A 17,358-nucleotide genomic window follows, 5' to 3' on the forward strand; every position below is an offset into this window, starting at 1 on the left:
ATTGGAGAAAGCTTGAATGCGAAAGCCGTGCCGTTGCGAACATTGGTTGAATTGGAAGCGACACCGCCGTGTTAATCCGCGACATCATCGCAGCGTACCTCGCATCGCCCTTAAAGGGTGCGGGCAGCGCACCAAGTGTGTCTGTTTTGGTGCGCCGCTGTCTGTGCTTATTTTGTTAATTCGTTACTATGACCGAGCTTGATGAAACAAATGTTTCTAAAAAGCCGCAATATCGATCATTTGTTCACACGCCAGCCGAGCTGGCCTACCCCTTGCAAAGCATCGCTCGCCATAACGACAACCGACGCTAAGAGGGGATTTAGCATGAATAAACGGACTTGGCTCAGTGGACTGGCCGGCCTGATGGCCGCGGCCGGTGCCAGCGCAACCGACATCGACTTCGCACTCGACTGGAAATTTGAAGGCCCAGCAGCGCCTTATCTGATGGCCATGGAGCGTGGCTATTACGAAGAAGAAGGACTGAACGTCAGCATCGACTCCGGCTCTGGTTCCTTAGAAGCCATTCCACGGGTCGCCTCCGGAACCTACCAACTGGGCTTCGCCGACGTGAACTCGCTGATCAAATTCCGCGACCAGAACAGCGATGTCGCCCCGGTCAAAGCCATCATGATGACCTACGATGCGCCGCCTTTCGCCATCGTCGCGCGTCGCAGCCTGGGTGTGGAAACGCCGAAAGATCTGGAAGGCAAAACACTGGGTGCGCCGGCGACCGATGGCGCTTACGCCCAATGGCCGATCTTCGTGCAGGCCAACGGCATTGACGCCGACCGCGTGACCATCGACAACGTTGGCTTCCCGGTGCGTGAACCGATGCTGGCGCAAGGCGATGTCGACGCCATCACCGGCTTCTCGTTCTCGTCGTACATCAACCTGAAATCCAAAGGCACGCCGGATGACGACATCGTCGTCATGTTGATGAGCGACTATGGCGTCGATCTGTACGGCAACGCCATCATCGTTAACCCGACGTTTGCAGCGGAACATCCCGAAGCGGTCGAAGCCTTCATCCGAGCCACACTGCGCGGCTGGCGCGACACCATTGCCGACCCGGAAGCGGCGGTGCAATACGTGTTGCAACACAACACCGTAGCGCGTGAAGCGGTGGAACTGGAGCGTCTGGAAATGACCATTGCCGACAACATCCTCACCGACTACGTGCTGGAACACGGAATGGGCGGTATCGATACCGAACGCATGGCAAACGCCATCGAACAGATCGGCCTCACTTACGAGTACAGCAACAAACCCAGCGTCGATGACATCTTCACCGACGAATTCCTGCCCGCCATGGCAGGGCGGATGGTCGCACCTTAATAGCGACACGAACCCCGGCGAATTCGCCGGGGTTTTTTGTTTGAACTCCGTGTTAAAAAAATGCTCTGTACGAAAAAAATCACTGCTGAATAAAAGGCCCAAAATGAGTTTCATCGACATTCAATCGTTGTGCTTGGGTTACGGCGGAATGGACGCCGGCCAGTTGGTGCTCGACGGTATCGACCTGCAAGTAGAGCAGGGTGACTTTGCCGCCATCGTCGGCCCCAGCGGCTGCGGCAAATCGACCTTTATGAAATTGCTGTCCGGCTTGCTGATTCCGCAGGAAGGCAGCGTCGTGCTGGACGGCGAACCCGTCACCGGGCCGCGCGCTCAGGTGGGCATGGCGTTTCAGAACGCCATCATGTTGCCCTGGCGCACCACGCTGGAAAATGTGCTGTTGCCGTTGGAAGTCGCACCGGCGACGAAAAAAGATTTTCGCAAACGCCGCGCTCAGTATCGGCGTCGTGGTGAAGAGCTATTGGCGGCTGTTGGTCTGAAAGGTTTGGGTCACAAATACCCCTGGCAATTATCGGGCGGTATGCGTCAGCGCGCTTCACTGTGCCGGGCGTTAATTCACGAACCCAAACTGTTATTGCTCGACGAACCTTTCGGCGCACTCGATGCATTCACACGCGAAGAATTGTGGAACGTGTTGCAGGATTTATGGCAACAACAACGCTTCACCGTCGTCTTGGTAACACACGATTTAACCGAAGCGGTGTATCTCTCCAACACCGTCTATGTGATGAGCGCACGGCCTGGAAAAATCATCGTTAAACGCGACATCGATTTCGATCGGCCGCGTACCTTGGAAAGCCGCTATCAACCGGAATTTGTCAGCGCCGTACACGAATTGCGCGAACACATTCGCAGTGCGCGTTCGGAAGACAGCAACAGCAGTATCGGTTCCTTGCAGGAGACTTCGCCATGAGCGGTGCGACAAAAAAACGCAGTTGGCAACGCTGGCTGTTTGGCTGGCTGGCGCGTGAAGAAGCGATGTCGTTTTGGGTAACCGTGGCCTTCTTTGCGCTGTGGGAATTGATCTGTCGGCTGAGCGATATTCCGGTGTATTTTCTGCCGCCGCCGTCGGTGATTGTGCAAACCGGTTTTGAATTTCAGCGGGCCATCGTCGTCAACTCGATCCAGACCTTATGGACCACCACCGCCGGCTTTGGTTTGGCCGTCGTATTCGGTTTGATTCTGGGCATTGCCATCGGTTGGTCGCGCCGATTGTATCGCGGTTTGTATCCGTTAATGGTCGGGTTTAATTCGGTACCGAAAGTCGCCGTCGTGCCGATTCTGGTGCTCTGGTTTGGTATCGGCACTGTGCCCGCCATTCTGACCGCGTTTTTAATTTCGTTTTTCCCGATTGTCGTCAACGTCGCAACGGGATTGGCGACCACCGAACCGGAAATGGACGACGTACTGCGCGCCCTCGGCGCGTCCAAACTCGACCGCCTGTTAAAAGTCGGTTTGCCCGGCGCCATGCCACACTTTTTCGGCTCGCTGAAAGTGGCGATTACGCTGGCCTTCGTTGGCTCAGTCATTTCCGAAACCGTCGCCGCCAACTCCGGCCTCGGCAACATGATGTTAATGGCACAGGCCAATTTCGAAGTTCCGCTGGTGTTTGCGGGCTTGCTGGCTCTGGCGGTGGAAGGTGTGGTGATGTACGCCATCTTTGTATTGATTGAAAAGCGGATGACGGGGTGGGCGTTTCGTTCGCAGCAATAAAAAAGCCCCCGAGTGGGGGCTTGGAAGGTTGGAGAGTCTGAAAGGGGTTGGTAATTAAGCGCCGATGACGCCGCCGTCTTCGCGGTAGACCGCGACGATGGACGAGCGTGGTACGCCGTCACGCGCGGCGTTCGGCCAGGCGACGTCCGGGTGCTGAATACCGACCAAGGCGACGCGGTGGTCGTTGGAGAAGCTCAGGCCGGTGATTTCGCAACCCTGCGGGCCGACCATGAAGCGGCGGATGTGTCCGGTGACCGGGTCGCCACACAGCATCTGGTTGTTGCCCTGGCCAGCGAAGTCGCCTTCGTTGGAGTAGTCACCATCGGTCTGAATCCACAGGCGACCGAAGTCGTCGAAGCGCAGGCCGTCGGGGCTGTTGAACATGTTGTCGGTGGTGATGTTGTCGCTGCCGGCGTAAGCGCCGGTCTTCACGGCCGGGTTGCCGGCGATGGCGTACAAGTCCCAGCCGAAACGTTCGGCGGTGTGGTCGTGGTTTTCCGGCATCCAACGCACGATCTGACCGTAGTCGTTTTTCTCGCGCGGGTTCGGGCCGTTCAGCGGCTGAGCATCGGTGGTGCCGCGACGGCTGTTGTTGGTCAGGGTGCAGAACACCATCGGTGCGGACGGATGGCAGGCGACCCATTCCGGGCGGTCCATGGTGGTGGCGCCAACGAAGGTGGCGGCGGCGCGAGCGCGGACCAAGACGTCGGCGTGATCGGCAAAGCCGTTGGCGCGGGTCAGGCCGTTAACGCCGTGGCGCAGTTCGATCCAGCGGCCGCTGCCGTTGTCGTTGAACTGGGCGACGTACAGATCACCGTCTTCCAGCAGACGCATGTTGGCGGCGCGGTCGTCCGGGTTGTAGGTGCCGCGTGAGACGAATTTGTAGATGAATTCACCGCGTTCGTCGTCACCCATGTAGACCACAGCGCGGCCGTCGTGGTTGATGGTCATGGCGGCGTTTTCGTGTTTGAAACGGCCCATGGCGGTGCGTTTTTTCGGTGTCGATGTCGGGTCGGTCGGGTCGATTTCGACGATCCAGCCGAAGCGGTTCGGCTCGTTCGGTTCGGCCGCCAGGTTGAAGCGGCTTTCGTGTTGCCACCAGTCGTAGCCAGAACCGTTTTCGCTCAAGCCGTAACGCTTGTGGGCGTCGCTCAGCGCCGTGCCTTCCGGCGCGCCGAAGTAACCGTTGAAGTTTTCTTCGCAGGTCATGTAAGTGCCCCAAGGCGTACGACCGGCACCGCAGTTATTGAAGGTGCCGAAAACGCGACGGCCGGTGGAGTCGGCTGAGGTTTTCACGTAGTTGGTGCCGGCAACCGGGCCGGTCAGTTCGAATTCGGCGTTGCCGTGCAGGCGACGGTTGAAGTCGGAACCTTTCTTGTACTGCCAGCTGCCGTTGCGCTTGCGTTCCAGCTCGACAATGGTCACGCCGTGACCGTTCAGGCCTTTCTGTACGTCTTCGGCGGTTTTGGCGGCTTCACCGTGGGTGTAGAAATATTTGTCGTTCAGGTATTCGTTGTTGACGGCCAGCACGGCGCGGTTCGGGTCGAGGTTGCCGTTGCGGTCGGTCAGGTGAAACATTTCCATGCCGTCGGTGTTGTCACCGAACTGGCCGGCCTGGTCGGCGGCCGTGTTCTCGCGCGCGAAGTTGGGCGCGCCTTTCAGTACCGGGTCGCCCCAGGACATCAATACTTCGTAGCGGTAACCCGGCGGCAGGCTGATGTCGTCAGCGGTGCTGGTGGGAATGTTGTCGAAGCTCATCAGGGTAGTGGCTTCGTTGACGGCCATTGCCAGTGGTGCAACGCCGCCGAGGAAGGCGGTGGCACCGGCAGCGCTGCCGGCTTTGATCAGGTTACGACGGCTCATGGCCAGGTCGATCAGTCGGTCGAATTCGACCGGCTTGTTGTTTTCATCATGCTCAGTATGCATCTCGAAGGTCCTGTGGGTTTTTTAGGTTGGGGGTGGGCGAATCGATAGCACTGCGCAGTCTTGCCAATGGCTGTGACACTTGAATGACGAACCGATGACGCTTGTCTTCAGGCGCAAAAGCGGTACGGGTGGTGGCGAATAACTGTCTGTTTTTTAACGACTTTAAAAATTCACCAGCCGTTCTGGCCTGAACCCGGTTCTCCCTAGGTTGTTCACAAACTTGTCCACGGCTTCTGTGGGTAACTTCATTTCTCGGCGGCATAAAAAAACCCGCCGGAGCGGGTTTTTTGTGGCAATGATTTCAGCGGCGGTAACGCATCAGTGCCGGTTCACCGTCGAAGTCGTAGAGGCAATAGAAGCCGTTTTCGAAAGTCGCCAGGACGGTGCATTCGTAGTCGCCAGCGTCGACGCTTTGCCATGTCTGATCGCAGCTGTCGCGCATGCGCTCGGTGCTGCTTTCCTGGATCAGTCGTCCGCCTTCCTGGCGCCATTGGTAGTCGATCTGATAAACGTCGCAGCGGTTGTTGGCGTCTTTCTGGCGGTACTGGCCGCTGCCGTCGGCGTTCAGGGTTTCGATGGCGTCGGGAAACCAACTGCAATCGTCGCTCATGGAGTCGGTCTGGTAGTCGCCGGGTTCTACGATGAAGTCGTCCGTCAGCGGTTGCAGATCGACACCGACTTGCGCTTCCCAGCCGCGTTCGGTGTGCTGATCCAGATAGCTGATCTGCATCGGCAGGCGGCTCAGTTGCACCATGCCGACGTAGAAGTCGGTGCAGCTGTCCATGTTGTCGAGTTGTTGCAATGAGCTGCTCATTGGCGTGTCGGCGATGGCCATGAAGGCGTCACCGATGGCTTGGTAGTTGGACGCGAACGCCATGTTGCCGTCGGTGTTCAGCGGCTCGCGGGCCATTTGATTGGCCGCTTGCGTGGCGGCGTTGCCGGTGTAGACCAGCAGGTGTTTGCCTTTGATGGCGACTTGCACCGGCTGCGGTAATCCCATATCCGGCAAGGTTACCGGCTCGCCATTGGTGGGTATTTTCAGGCCGGCCAGCGGCGGGAAGCTGGCAGTCAGTGAGGTGGCTAACAGGCTCGGGTTGTCGGCGCTGATGCTGACCAGTGCAGAACCGCTCAGGCCAACCGGGCTGCTGGCGTCGGCCTGCAAGTCGTACAACGCGAAGCCGGCGCCTTTCAGACCCTGCGCCATGCCGCCAACCATGCCCAGAACGGCGGGGTTAAAGCCGGCGACGTCCTGTTGCAGTTTGACCAGCGATGGGCAGTCGAAGTCGGCGGCGCGCAATTGCGTCCAGAGCGTCGTGGCGACCGGCGCCAGGGCTTCGACGTTCAGACCCAGGGCGAAGGCGAAAATCTTGTCGCTGGCATCGCGGCTGTATTGCGGTACGGAACCGGCGAGCTGGCTCAGCTCGGAGGTGATGTCGGCGTTGTTGATTTCCAGCACGAAACGCAGCACTTGATGCAGGTTGTCGGCGCTGGCTTTCATGTCTTCGCTGCCGTACACCAGACGCGGCATTTGCTCGGCGAGGCTCATCCATTCGGCCGGGCAGGTGTTGTCCATCTTGGCGTTCAGATCGGCCATCGGTCCGGGGGCCAGGCGTTGCAGGTCGCGCCCCATGCGATTGTTCTGCGGCATCAATATGGCTTCGGCGATTTTGGCGATGCTGATGTAGCCGCGAGCGAATTCGTCGAAGTGGTATTCGGTGTCGAGCGATTGCCAGTCTTCGCTGTCGGACAGCGGTTGTTCCTGGGCGATCAGGCCGAAGCGCTGGCCGAGCCGGGTGTCGTCGTCGATTTCGGTCAGCAAGGTGGCGGTGGCGATGTGGTCATTAATCGCTATGGCAAAGTCGAACCGGCGTTTGGCGGTCGGTGCCGACAATTGCCAATGGCGAATGTCGACGCCTTCGACGCGGCGGATTTCCGGTTGCTGACCACTGCCTTCGGCCATGTCGGTGATCAATTGTTCAATGGCGGCATCGTCCGATACCTGGAAGCGAACCACAGGAAGGGTGCCGTCCAGATAAAAGGCGTAAGAGCCGTCTTCGTCCAGACCGTAGCGCGCCATCAGTGCGCCGTAGCCGGTCTTGCCTTCGTAGCCGGTGAACTGGGCGACGTTGGCGTAATCTTCGTACAGCCAGGCCAATACCTGCATGCCGGGCGTTTCGGAAAACACATCTGGCAATTCGGGCAGTTCCGACATCACCTCGGTGTTGGTCCAGCTATCGAGCATTTGCGCTTCGGGCGTGGTGTTTTTGCCGAGTGATACCCAGGCGGTGTCGGCCGGAATGGCGTCGATCAGCGTGCTCTGTTTTTTGTCCGAACCGAACAAGCCAAAAAAGCTGAACGACCAGGCCGGGCTGACCACGAACAGCAATACGATGGCCAGCAGGCCAGTGCGATATCCTTTCATCCAGTACTCCGGTAGCGGGTTGACACCCTTCATTGTGGGGAGGGCTGTCGAGTGTAGCAGGATGCAATCCGCCAAACACCGACCCGGTGGACCCGCTGAGAACCTTCTCAAATTACGCAGAAATTACGCCGCCGCTGGCCGGCTGATGGTTCGCTTACGGGGCCATTCATACACTGAGGGCATCTGGTCTCGTGAGTGACAGCGAGTGATGTCCGATCTCAAACCCGCCTTGCAAATTGCCTCTTTCACCGTGTTGCTGTGGGCGGGATTTATGGTGGTGCCGATCCTCTGGGTTGATTGGCACAACGATCAATTGGTACGGCCGCTGGTGTTTAGCGCGGTGCTCTGTGTGTTTCTGTCGCTGCTGTTTTTTGTGCTCGGTCGCGGGCAATTGCAACGGATGCGGCCACGGCAGATGTTTCTGGTCACGCTGTTTAACTGGGGCGTGTTGTCGCTGACCGGCGCTTTGCCGCTGTATTGGGGTTGGCCGGATTTGAGTTTTGTCGATGCGCTGTTTGAAAGCGTTTCGGGTTTGACCACCACCGGTTCGACCGTCATCAGCGGCCTGGATCGTGGCCCGCGTGCGTTGCTGGTGTGGCGCTCGATCACTCAGTGGGTCGGCGGCATCGGCATTATTTTGATGGCGGTGGCGGTGCTGCCGTTTTTGAAAGTCGGCGGCATGCGGTTGTTTCGTACCGAATCGTCCGAGTGGTCTGACATTCAGAACAATCGCATTGCGCGCGTGGCGTTGATGATTGCGCTGGCGTATGCGGTGTTGTCGTTGCTTGCCTTTGTTACTTATTGGGCGCTGGGTATGACCGCGTTTGAGGCGTTCAATCATGCGCTGACGTCAGTGGCGACTGGCGGTTATTCCACCTCGGATGCGTCTTTTGGGCAGTTCAAACAGCCCTCGCTGTTGTGGGCGGCGAGTGTGTTTATGTTGCTCGGTGGCATGCCGTTTTTGTTGTTCGTTAATTCAGTGCGCGAGCGGCGTTGGCTGATCGCGAAAGACGCTCAGGTGCGGCTGCTGTTGAAGCTGGTGGTGGTCGCAACTTTGAGCGTGACCTTGTCGCGCTGGCTTGCCGGCAGCGATGAATCTTTTGGGCTGTTGTTGTCGCACAGTTTGTTCAATCTGGTGTCGGTGATTACCACCACCGGCTACGCCAGTCAGGACTACACACTGTGGGGCGGTTTCGCCTTGCTGGTGTTTGGCTTTGTGATGTTCAGCGGGGCCTGTTCCGGTTCGACCTCGGGCGGCATCAAACTGTTTCGTTATCAATTGCTGGCGTTGATGACGCGCGAACATCTGTTTCATTCGTTGCACCCCAAAGCGCACTTTTCCCGTCTCTACAATCAACGCACCGTGGAAGAAGGGGTGTTGGTGGCGGCGCTGGCGTATTTCTTTCTGGTGATGGCGAGTTGGTTCTGTTGCAGTTTGCTGTTGGCGATGACCGGCCTGGACGCGGTAACCGCGACGTCAGCAGCGCTGACCGCCTTGATGAACATCGGCCCGGGGCTCGGTGCTATCATCGGTCCGGCGGGAAATTTCAGTTCGTTGAACGATGTCGCCAAGTTGCTGTTGTGTGTGGCCATGCTGCTCGGTCGGTTGGAATTTTTAGCGCTGATTGTGCCGTTCACGCCCGGCTTCTGGCGCTGGTAAGGAGACGCTGTGTTAAGAAGCTTTTGGCCCAATCGAAACGCCTGGTTGCTGGCGACGACGTTGCCCATTCTGGTGACGCTTTTAGGCGTGTTGCCGGGCAGTTGGCTGAATCAATCAACGCATTTATTGCTCTATTTAATGGTCGCGCTGGTGTGCGCACTTTGGACCGGTTGGGCGGGTGTGTTGATCTGCGCCTTTCTCGGTTTTGCGCTGTTTAATTTCTTCCACACCGAGCCGCGTTTCAGTTTTCAAATGCACGATGCCGGTGAACTTGCGGCGGCTTTGGCCTATGTGTTTTTTTCGTTGCTGGCCGGTTGGCTGGCGTATCAGTTGCGCTCGCAAGTTACTCAATTGCAGTTTCAGGAAGCCTTTTTAAAGGCCCAGTTGCGACTGATGGCGCGGTTGCAGCAAGGCGACGATTTGGCTGTGGCGTTGTCGGCGTTCAGCGATGAATGCGTACTCGGCCAGTTGCGATTATTTCCCGCGCCGGGTGAACGCGATGCCCACACCGGCGCCCGCGCGCTGCGTGTTGAGGTGTTGGACGACCATCGCTTGCCCGCCAGTTGGCCGACGCTGGTGCGCGGTTTGGGCGAGCAGGTTCAGACCGCGTTGGAACGTGACGCGGCCGCGGCTGAATTGAAAAGCGCCGAGCGTCAGGCCGATGAAGAGCGGTTGCGTTCGGCGCTGTTGTCGTCGGTGTCGCACGATCTGAAAACGCCGTTGGTCACGATGATGGGGTCGGCGACATCGTTGCGCGATTTGCACGCGGATTTATCGGAACAGGACCGGCTTGATCTGCTCGATTCAATCATTGACGAAAGCCAGCGCCTGGAAGGTTACATCCAGAATTTGCTCGATATGACGCGGCTCGGCCAGGGCGGTTTGTCGCTGAACCGGCAGTGGGTGTCGGTCGAGGAATTGTATCCGGTGGTGGCGCGACGGTTGTCGCAAGACAGCCTGCGCCAGCGGCTGCGCTTTGAACCCGAGGCCGATTTACCCTCGCTCTGGGTGCACGCGGCGCTGGTCGAACAGGCGTTGTACAACGCCGTTGATAATGCCTTTAAAGCGTCGCCGCCGGATGGCCTGGTGGTGATTCGCGCACGCCGTGTCGATGACTGGCTGGAACTGGATGTCTGCGATCAGGGCAAAGGTCTGCCGCGCGATCAGTGGGAGGCGGTGTTTGAGCAGTTTTATTCGTTCAGCCGGGGCGACCGTTACGAAAAAGGGTCCGGCCTGGGGCTGACTATTTGCCGCGGCATGATGCGGGTGCACGGCGGCGAAGCGCGCATTGTGCCGGCGCCGGAAGGTTTCGGCCATTGCCTGCGATTGAGTTTGCCGCTGGTGCAGACCGGCGAGCCAGAGGAGAAGGATGAATGAGCCGTATCCTGATCGTCGATGACGAACCCCAGATTCGCAAATTCCTGCGCATCAGTCTGGCGTCGCAAGGTTACGACGTGATCGAAGCCAGCGACGGCCAGACCGGCCTGGCGCAAGCCGCCTTGGCGGAACCGGCGCTGGTGGTGCTCGATCTGGGTTTGCCGGATCTCGATGGCAAAGAAGTGCTGCGTCGCATTCTGGCGGAGCGATCGGTGCCGGTGCTGGTGTTGTCGGTGCGTTCGGACGAAGCGGAAAAAGTGCGGGCGCTCGATTTGGGCGCCGAAGATTACGTCGTCAAACCGTTCAGCGTGAATGAACTGCTGGCACGGGTGCGGCGACTGCTGGCGTCGCGCAGCATCGAGCCGGTGCAACCGGAACCGCGTTTTGAAAACGAGCAGTTGAGCATCGATGTGGCCCAGCATCGCTTGCTGGTCGGCGGTGAAAGCGTGGTGCTGACGCGCAAGGAATGGTCGGTGTTGCGCCTGTTGATGCACTCGCCCGGCCGGTTGGTAACGCAAACGGCGTTGCTTGAAGCCATCTGGGGGCCAACCCACCGCGATGACACCCAGTACCTGCGCAACGTTGTCCGCCAGTTGCGCCAGAAGTTGGGCGATGACGCGGCCAATCCGCGTTACATCGAAACCGAGCCGGGTGTCGGTTACCGCTTTTTGGGGCAGTCGTCCGGTGCCGCTTGATCGCGAGCCGCCGCTGGGGCAAACTGCCCGCCGGTGTCGATATCCGGCACCCATCCCACCTGTAGAGGAGGCGTTAATTATGTCCATCATCTTCTTTGAGCTTGCCCCAGTGGCAGGTCGAGGCTGAGCGCACTCCTGTCGTTTGTGGAGCCTTCGCTCCTGTTCTACCTGCCCTGAATCGGAATGGATCAATCCAGTTTTGACGCTGGATTGAAGTCTGTGTTTGCCCGCCTTTGGCGGGCACCGTGATGGGAAACCCTCATGACATCAATGAATTACTCGCTGGCCGAACTCGGCTGGCGCCCGGTATTTTTGCAACAACTGACGCTCGACGAACTGGAAACCGGCCGTGCCGCCCGAGTCACGGCGGTGCATCGTGATCGGCTGGAATGGCTCGATGAAACCGGCGCTCACAACTGGTTGATCAGCGGCCCCTGGCGGCATGCCGAGGCAGAAGATCGCCCGACTTTGGGCGACTGGCTCTGGCTGGATGCCGCTGGCGAACCACAACGCTTGCTGGAACGGCAGACCTTGCTGCGTCGCACCGCTTCGGGCACTGAACCCAAACCGCAGTTGATCGCTGCCAATTTGGACACCTTGCTGATCGTGGCGTCCTGCAACGCCGACTTTAATCTGTCGCGTTTGGAGCGCTATCTGGCGTTGGCGCTGGATGCCGGTGTCGACCCGGTCATCGTACTGACCAAGGCCGACCTTGCGGACGATATGGAGGCTTTTCGCGACCAGGCGCAAACCCTGCGCGCCGGCTTGCCGGTGGTTTGTCTGGATGCCCGCCAGGATTGGGCGACCGATGCGCTGGCGCCCTGGCTAACACCAGGCCAAAGCCTGGCGTTGGTTGGTTCGTCCGGCGTTGGTAAAACCACCTTGACCAACAGTCTGATTGGCGAGCAGCGGTTTTTTACCGCCGCCATTCGCGAAGACGACGCCAAAGGCCGACACACCACCACGCAACGCCAGATGGTGCGCACCCAGGCCGGTGCCTGGATTATGGACACACCGGGCATGCGCGAATTGCGATTGGGCGATTCCATCAGCGGCGTCAGTGCGGTGTTCGACGACATCGAAACACTGGCGCAGCAGTGCCGCTTTGGCGATTGCTCCCATCAGGGCGATGCCGGTTGTGCGGTGGCAGCGGCGATTGAGTCGGGCGAATTGGATGCGCGGCGATTGCGGTCGTACCAGAAGTTGCAGCGTGAGGCAGTACATGCCAGCGAAACCGCCTGGCAAAAACGTCGGCGTTACCGGGCATTTGGCAAACTGGTGAAGCAGTCGCAAAAGATACGAAGTTCGGATTGAACTTTGACGGCGCAATTTGTCATCAGAAATTCACGCCCGGTCGTCACGCTGTGCCGAACCGGGCCTGAAAGGCAAATTGGTGAAAAAACGAGCAATATCAGACAGTTGTCGAACATCGCTCAGAAAGCGGGTTAAAACCGGCCAGATCAGCGACTTTAGGCCCATTTCATGCGGCTAAAAAGTACTTTACATCCGATTTGGCTTCGCTAAAGTGAGCTTTGTAAAAGATTGTCGCAATACTTATAAGCAAGACCCCCGGTGATACTTTGCAGTTCCCTGAACAGGTTGCGCGTAAGTAAGACGTTATCTTTACCGGCGACGACCGTCTGGATTTGCTCTGGCTCGGGCGCTGTCGTAACAAATCGCATCCTCTTCCAGGAGTAAAGCTATGTCTGTACAGACCGGCAAAGTGAAATGGTTTAACGAGACCAAAGGCTTCGGTTTTATCGAAGTGGAAGGCGGCAAAGACGTCTTCGTACACTTCAGTGCCATCAAGGGTGACGGCTTCCGCACTCTGGCAGAAGGCCAAGCGGTTCAGTTCACCATCACTGAAGGCCAAAAAGGCCCCCAGGCTTCTGACGTAGAAGTCATCTAAACTTGCTGAACCGCATCGCGGTTAGCCCAAATTGATAAAAGGTCGCTTACAGCGGCCTTTTTTGTGCCCGATGGTTTTTCGCTTTGAGCGTAAGCCCTTCAAGGAAACCCTATGAACGCTCGCCAACGACTGTTTTCCCTGCTGCTGGCTATCGTCACGCTGGCTGGTTGTGCCAGCAAACACCCGGCCGTGGAACCTGCCGATTTATCGCAACTGGTGGTGTTTGATTGCCAGAGCCTGGCGCTCAGTCTGGTGCCAACCCGCGACGACGAAGCGCTGCTGTATTTACCGGATCGGCTGGTGACGGTGCGCCATCAACCGGCCGCATCGGGCGTGTTGTATTTAGGCGACGGTTTGATGTTCTGGAGCAAAGGCGACTCGGCGCAATTGCGAATTGACGACCAGCCACAGCGGGCCTGTGAACTCAGCACTTTGCGCCAGCCGCGCGATCGCCAGGGCCGCTATCCGATTGATTTTCGTGCCACTGGCAATGAACCGGGCTGGTTACTGGAGTTGAGTCATGCCGAGATTCGGTTGCTGACAGACTACGGTCAGTCTCGCACCGTCATGCCGTTGCCAACACCGGAGGTTGACGGTCAAACGTTGATCTACCGTGCGAACAGACGATCCACCAACCTGGTATTGCACCTGGAGCCGATGGCGTGCCAGGACACCATGAGTGATGAAACCTTTGAGTGGACTGTTGAGGTGACTCTGAACGGCCAATCATTACAAGGCTGTGGTCGGCCGCTAACCGACCACTGGCATTGAATGGAATTAATGCCCTGTGCTCAGCGGGCGGATGTCACGCGATGGGCTGGACGGATTGGCGTCTGAATCCAGTTCCAGGTGTTTCTCGATCCAGCTTTCCAGGCGGCGCAAAGCGCCTTGCTGCTGTTGGAAAAACAGGTAGGCGCGTTGGCCGTAGGTGTCGCGCAAATCCTGGCTTTGCAGCAGCCCGAGCAGGCGTTGGGTCAGCTCTTCGTTACCGCTCACTTTCACCAGACAGTGCTCGCCGAGCATCGCATCGACAATGGATTGGAAGTTGAAAAAACTCGGTCCGATTAAAATCGGTTTCGCCAGCGCCGCCGGTTCGATGGGGTTGTGACCACCACCGCCATTGAAGGTGTTGCCAACCACCGACACATGCGCCACACCATAAAACAGCAGTAATTCACCCAAGGTATCGCCCAGAAACACCGCGTCGTTTTTACGCGGTTTGGGCGTGCGTGAGCGGCGGCTGTAGCGCCAGCAATCGCGATCGAGCAGGTCGGCGACGTTATCAAAACGGTCCGGGTGACGCGGCACCAAAATCAACAAGGCATCGGGCAATTTGGCGCGAATGGTGCGATGCACGGCCAGAAAGATTTCGTCTTCTCCGGCGTGCGTGCTGGCCGCCACCCAGACAGGACGGCCGGACAATTGCTGACGATAGGTGTCGATCTGGCTGTGCAATTCTGGCGTCAGTGGCAGATCGAATTTGATTGAACCGGTGACTTCAATGCGCTCGGTAGCAATGCCCAACTGGCCGAAACGTTCGGCGTCGGGCGCGTATTGCGCCGCTACGCCGCTGAGGTTTTTCACCATGGGGCCGATCAGCCGATGCAGCCGTTGGTAACCGCGCAGCGAACGTTGCGACAAGCGACCATTCGCCAACAACACCGGTACTTTGGCAACCTGGCAGGCGTGCAATAAATTCGGCCACAACTCGGTTTCGATGATCACCAGCGCGCGCGGTTGCAGTCGTTTCAGCAAGCGCCGCTGCACGTGCGGTAAATCCCAGGGCAGATAAGCGTGGTGCACGCTATCGCCGAATTGCGCTTTGACGGTGTCCGAGCCGGTCGGCGTCATGGTGGTGACCAGCACCGGCATGTCCGGGTGGCGCTCCAGCCAGCGGTCGATCAATGGCTTGGCGGCGATGGTTTCGCCGACGCTGACCGAATGCACCCAGAGTGCGCCGGTTGGCATATCCGGCCAATGACCAAAACGCTCAGCGATGCGCCGGCGATAACCCGGCAAGGTGCGCCCGCGCAGCCATACACGGACCAGCAACAGCGGCGTAATCAGATAAAAAATCAGGGAATAGAGGTGGCGCACCAGGGTGTTCATGCCAGCCACTCGGCGAGAATGTCGTTCAAGTATAGAAAACCTTGGGGTGTGGTACGCAAGCGTCCGGCCTCTATCGTCAGTAAATTTTGTTGCTGCAAGCGGCTCAGCCTGGGTTCCAGTGTAGCGCTATCCAGACCGGTCGCGACTTCAAAGTGCGCCAGCGGCATGCCTTCGACCAACCGCAGTGTGTTGATGAAGTAATCGAACGGGCGATCCTCCGGCTCGACCGCTTCTTCCTGTCGAACCAGAAGGCGCGAACGATCCAGATAATCTTTTGGCAATCGCGTCTTGCGGGTGCGTCGAATCGAAAAGGGTTCAGCCTGAGTAATTTTACCGTGCGCGCCCGGGCCTAAACCCAGATAGTCGCCATAGCCCCAGTAGTTCAAATTGTGTTGGCAACGCTGGCCGTCGCGCGCGTAAGCCGAGACTTCGTATTGCGCAAAACCGGCCTCCGCCAGACGCGCCTGGCCGGCTTCCTGAATCGCCCAGAGTGTTTCATCGACCGGCAATTCCGGCGGCCGCCGATAAAATTCGGTGTTCGGTTCGATGGTGAGTTGGTACCAACTCAGGTGCGTCGGTGCGAGCGCAATAGCGCGGTCGAGATCGGCCAACGCATCGGCCTCGCTTTGTTCCGGCAAACCGTGCATCAGGTCGATATTGAAATTATCGAAGCCAGCCAGCCGAGCGCGTTCGACCGCACGCACGGCCTGGCCGGGGTCGTGAATACGACCGAGTTTTTGCAGTTGCGAAGCCTGAAAACTCTGCACGCCAATCGACAAACGATTCACGCCCGCTGCGCGCAAATCGGCAAAGCGACTTTCATCGACGGTGCCTGGGTTAGCTTCCAGCGTGATTTCGCAATCGCGGTCGAAACCTAAGCGTTGATCGAGCGAGTTTAAGATTGCGCCGACGGTGTTTGCGCTCAATAAACTGGGTGTACCGCCGCCAAAAAATACTGAGCGAATGCGGCGGCCTTGCGCCAAGGGTGCATCCTGTTCCAGGTCTTCCAATAAACGCGTTAAATATTCAGCTTCAGGAATGGCATTGGGGTCGGCGGCGTGCGAATTAAAATCGCAGTACGGGCATTTGCGCACGCACCAGGGCACGTGCACGTAAACGGATAAATCGGGCAGCGTCATACCTTGAGCCGGTCACGCAGCAGCGGTAATAACGCCGCCATCGCCTGGCCGCGATGCGACAGTTTATTCTTGGTGGCTTTGTCGAGTTCGGCGGCGGTTTTGCCCAATTCGGGTACGAAAAATACCGGGTCGTAACCAAAGCCATCCTGACCGACGGGCGCGTCCAGAATGACGCCTTCCCAACTGCGTTGAACGACCAGCGGTGTCGGGTCCAGAGCGTGGCGCATAAACGCCAGTACGCATTGGAAACGGGCGCTGCGCTGCTCGCTCGCAGCGCCATCGAGGCGCTGCAATAAATACTCGATGTTGGCGGCATCATTTTTCTCGCCGCCGGCGCGTTGGGAAAACCGCGCTGAATAGATACCCGGTTCGCCGTTCAATGCATCGACTTCCAAACCGGAATCGTCGGCCAATGCCGGTCGGCCGGTGGCCGCGGCTGCGTGGCGCGCTTTCAGAATGGCGTTTTCGATAAAGCTCAGGCCAGTTTCGTCGGCATCGCTGACACCCAGTTCTCCCTGCGGCTGAATGTCGATGTTCAGCGGCGCCAACAGCTGTTTGAATTCGCGCAGCTTGCCGGCGTTGCCCGATGCCAAAACCCATTGGCTCATGCGTCTTCTTCCCACATTTCTTTGCTGAAACTGAAATCAAAATCGCGCTCGCCGGGAATCTCGACTTCGATGTCAAACCAGAGCATTTCGCGATCCAGAATTTTTACATTGCCGAGGTGATAAATGGCGTTCTGTTCACGCACGACATCCAGCGGCAGTTGGCGTACCTGGCCCAATAAATCGCGCACCCGAACCCGCACTTCAGCCTCGACCGGCGTGGCAACGCCGTTGGGTTGTTGCTGCAACACCGACAGATTCAGAATGGCGTTGCGGCCGCCGCGCGTCAGGTTGTACTGGCGTGCGATGTCCGGTTGCAACATGGTGGAATTAAATACGATGTAATGCAGTTCGTAGTCGCCGTTAAAAACCACTTTTTGTTCGGCTTGGGCGCTGATTGAACCGAGTAAGCCGAACAATAAAACCGCGAAAATTTTAATGGGCATAACC

The 17,358-nt window shown here is 58.1% G+C and carries 15 protein-coding genes; 9 read left to right on the forward strand and 6 right to left on the reverse strand.

What is annotated here, in order from left to right; translation table 11 throughout:
* Positions 1–324: 324 nt before the first annotated feature.
* The 3 genes from DW349_RS03330 (at position 325) to DW349_RS03340 (ending at position 3,066) form a co-directional block, all read left to right on the forward strand.
* Positions 325–1,335 (forward strand): ABC transporter substrate-binding protein, encoded by a 1,011-nt coding sequence (locus tag DW349_RS03330; RefSeq protein ID WP_108126122.1) that lies wholly within the window; start codon positions 325–327, stop codon positions 1,333–1,335.
* Positions 1,336–1,438: 103 nt separating this feature from the next.
* Positions 1,439–2,266: an ABC transporter ATP-binding protein gene (locus DW349_RS03335; protein WP_108126123.1), complete on the forward strand. Its 828-nt coding sequence runs from the start codon at positions 1,439–1,441 to the stop codon at positions 2,264–2,266.
* Positions 2,263–3,066 carry an ABC transporter permease gene (locus tag DW349_RS03340; RefSeq protein ID WP_108126124.1) on the forward strand — a complete coding sequence of 268 codons (804 nt, stop codon included), beginning with the start codon at positions 2,263–2,265 and terminating at the stop codon, positions 3,064–3,066. Before DW349_RS03335 ends, DW349_RS03340 begins: the two co-directional genes overlap by 4 nt.
* Before the next feature lie 54 nt (positions 3,067–3,120).
* Here the strand turns inward: DW349_RS03340 and DW349_RS03345 are convergent, their stop codons facing one another.
* Together DW349_RS03345 and DW349_RS03350 are read right to left on the reverse strand one after the other, a co-directional pair.
* Positions 3,121–4,992 (reverse strand): PhoX family protein, encoded by a 1,872-nt coding sequence (locus DW349_RS03345; protein ID WP_108126125.1) that lies wholly within the window; start codon positions 4,990–4,992, stop codon positions 3,121–3,123.
* Positions 4,993–5,293: 301 nt separating this feature from the next.
* Positions 5,294–7,414, reverse strand: coding sequence for a hypothetical protein (locus DW349_RS03350; protein WP_108126126.1), 2,121 nt, complete (start codon positions 7,412–7,414; stop codon positions 5,294–5,296).
* A gap of 208 nt (positions 7,415–7,622) precedes the next feature.
* Between DW349_RS03350 and DW349_RS03355 the strand changes: the two genes are divergently transcribed.
* The 6 genes from DW349_RS03355 (at position 7,623) to DW349_RS03380 (ending at position 13,826) form a co-directional block, all read left to right on the forward strand.
* Positions 7,623–9,074 (forward strand): TrkH family potassium uptake protein, encoded by a 1,452-nt coding sequence (locus tag DW349_RS03355; RefSeq protein WP_108126127.1) that lies wholly within the window; start codon positions 7,623–7,625, stop codon positions 9,072–9,074.
* 9 nt (positions 9,075–9,083) lie between these two features.
* Complete coding sequence (locus DW349_RS03360; protein WP_108126128.1) at positions 9,084–10,451, forward strand: sensor histidine kinase; 1,368 nt, start codon at positions 9,084–9,086, stop codon at positions 10,449–10,451.
* On the forward strand, positions 10,448–11,146 hold the full coding sequence (locus tag DW349_RS03365) for a response regulator transcription factor (RefSeq protein WP_108126129.1): 699 nt from the start codon (positions 10,448–10,450) through the stop codon (positions 11,144–11,146). Before DW349_RS03360 ends, DW349_RS03365 begins: the two co-directional genes overlap by 4 nt.
* A 261-nt stretch (positions 11,147–11,407) precedes the next feature.
* The gene (rsgA, locus tag DW349_RS03370) at positions 11,408–12,460 is read left to right on the forward strand and encodes a ribosome small subunit-dependent GTPase A (RefSeq protein WP_198650520.1); all 1,053 of its coding nucleotides are present in this window, start codon (positions 11,408–11,410) and stop codon (positions 12,458–12,460) included.
* A 388-nt stretch (positions 12,461–12,848) separates the two neighbouring features.
* Positions 12,849–13,055 (forward strand): cold-shock protein, encoded by a 207-nt coding sequence (locus tag DW349_RS03375; protein WP_108126131.1) that lies wholly within the window; start codon positions 12,849–12,851, stop codon positions 13,053–13,055.
* A 111-nt stretch (positions 13,056–13,166) separates the two neighbouring features.
* Entirely contained in the window at positions 13,167–13,826 is a 660-nt protein-coding gene (locus DW349_RS03380) for a COG3650 family protein (protein ID WP_108126132.1), read from the forward strand.
* A gap of 6 nt (positions 13,827–13,832) precedes the next feature.
* On the opposite strand, the gene waaA is transcribed toward DW349_RS03380, so the two are convergent.
* The 4 genes from waaA to DW349_RS03400 are packed head-to-tail and all read right to left on the reverse strand — an operon-like array spanning position 13,833 to position 17,354.
* A complete protein-coding gene (waaA, locus tag DW349_RS03385; protein ID WP_108126133.1) occupies positions 13,833–15,164 on the reverse strand; it encodes a lipid IV(A) 3-deoxy-D-manno-octulosonic acid transferase in 1,332 nt (443 codons plus the stop codon).
* Positions 15,161–16,303 (reverse strand): radical SAM family heme chaperone HemW, encoded by a 1,143-nt coding sequence (hemW, locus tag DW349_RS03390; protein WP_108126134.1) that lies wholly within the window; start codon positions 16,301–16,303, stop codon positions 15,161–15,163. The genes waaA and hemW overlap by 4 nt, the downstream gene beginning before the upstream one ends.
* Complete coding sequence (gene rdgB, locus DW349_RS03395) at positions 16,300–16,911, reverse strand: RdgB/HAM1 family non-canonical purine NTP pyrophosphatase (protein WP_108126135.1); 612 nt, start codon at positions 16,909–16,911, stop codon at positions 16,300–16,302. Before rdgB ends, hemW begins: the two co-directional genes overlap by 4 nt.
* On the reverse strand, positions 16,908–17,354 hold the full coding sequence (locus DW349_RS03400; RefSeq protein ID WP_157954379.1) for a DUF4426 domain-containing protein: 447 nt from the start codon (positions 17,352–17,354) through the stop codon (positions 16,908–16,910). The genes rdgB and DW349_RS03400 overlap by 4 nt, the downstream gene beginning before the upstream one ends.
* Positions 17,355–17,358: the final 4 nt, after the last annotated feature.

The sequence above is a fragment of the Saccharospirillum mangrovi genome (assembly GCF_003367315.1).
GTDB lineage: Bacteria > Pseudomonadota > Gammaproteobacteria > Pseudomonadales > Natronospirillaceae > Saccharospirillum > Saccharospirillum mangrovi.

Coding starts and splice junctions, on each gene's coding strand:
- DW349_RS03330 (WP_108126122.1), top strand. CDS start 325: ATGAATAAACGGACTTGGCTCAGTGGACTGGCCGGCCTGATGGCCGCG.
- DW349_RS03335 (WP_108126123.1), top strand. CDS start 1,439: ATGAGTTTCATCGACATTCAATCGTTGTGCTTGGGTTACGGCGGAATG.
- DW349_RS03340 (WP_108126124.1), top strand. CDS start 2,263: ATGAGCGGTGCGACAAAAAAACGCAGTTGGCAACGCTGGCTGTTTGGC.
- DW349_RS03345 (WP_108126125.1), bottom strand. CDS start 4,992: ATGCATACTGAGCATGATGAAAACAACAAGCCGGTCGAATTCGACCGA.
- DW349_RS03350 (WP_108126126.1), bottom strand. CDS start 7,414: ATGAAAGGATATCGCACTGGCCTGCTGGCCATCGTATTGCTGTTCGTG.
- DW349_RS03355 (WP_108126127.1), top strand. CDS start 7,623: ATGTCCGATCTCAAACCCGCCTTGCAAATTGCCTCTTTCACCGTGTTG.
- DW349_RS03365 (WP_108126129.1), top strand. CDS start 10,448: ATGAGCCGTATCCTGATCGTCGATGACGAACCCCAGATTCGCAAATTC.
- rsgA (WP_198650520.1), top strand. CDS start 11,408: ATGACATCAATGAATTACTCGCTGGCCGAACTCGGCTGGCGCCCGGTA.
- DW349_RS03375 (WP_108126131.1), top strand. CDS start 12,849: ATGTCTGTACAGACCGGCAAAGTGAAATGGTTTAACGAGACCAAAGGC.
- DW349_RS03380 (WP_108126132.1), top strand. CDS start 13,167: ATGAACGCTCGCCAACGACTGTTTTCCCTGCTGCTGGCTATCGTCACG.
- waaA (WP_108126133.1), bottom strand. CDS start 15,164: ATGAACACCCTGGTGCGCCACCTCTATTCCCTGATTTTTTATCTGATT.
- hemW (WP_108126134.1), bottom strand. CDS start 16,303: ATGACGCTGCCCGATTTATCCGTTTACGTGCACGTGCCCTGGTGCGTG.
- rdgB (WP_108126135.1), bottom strand. CDS start 16,911: ATGAGCCAATGGGTTTTGGCATCGGGCAACGCCGGCAAGCTGCGCGAA.
- DW349_RS03400 (WP_157954379.1), bottom strand. CDS start 17,354: ATGCCCATTAAAATTTTCGCGGTTTTATTGTTCGGCTTACTCGGTTCA.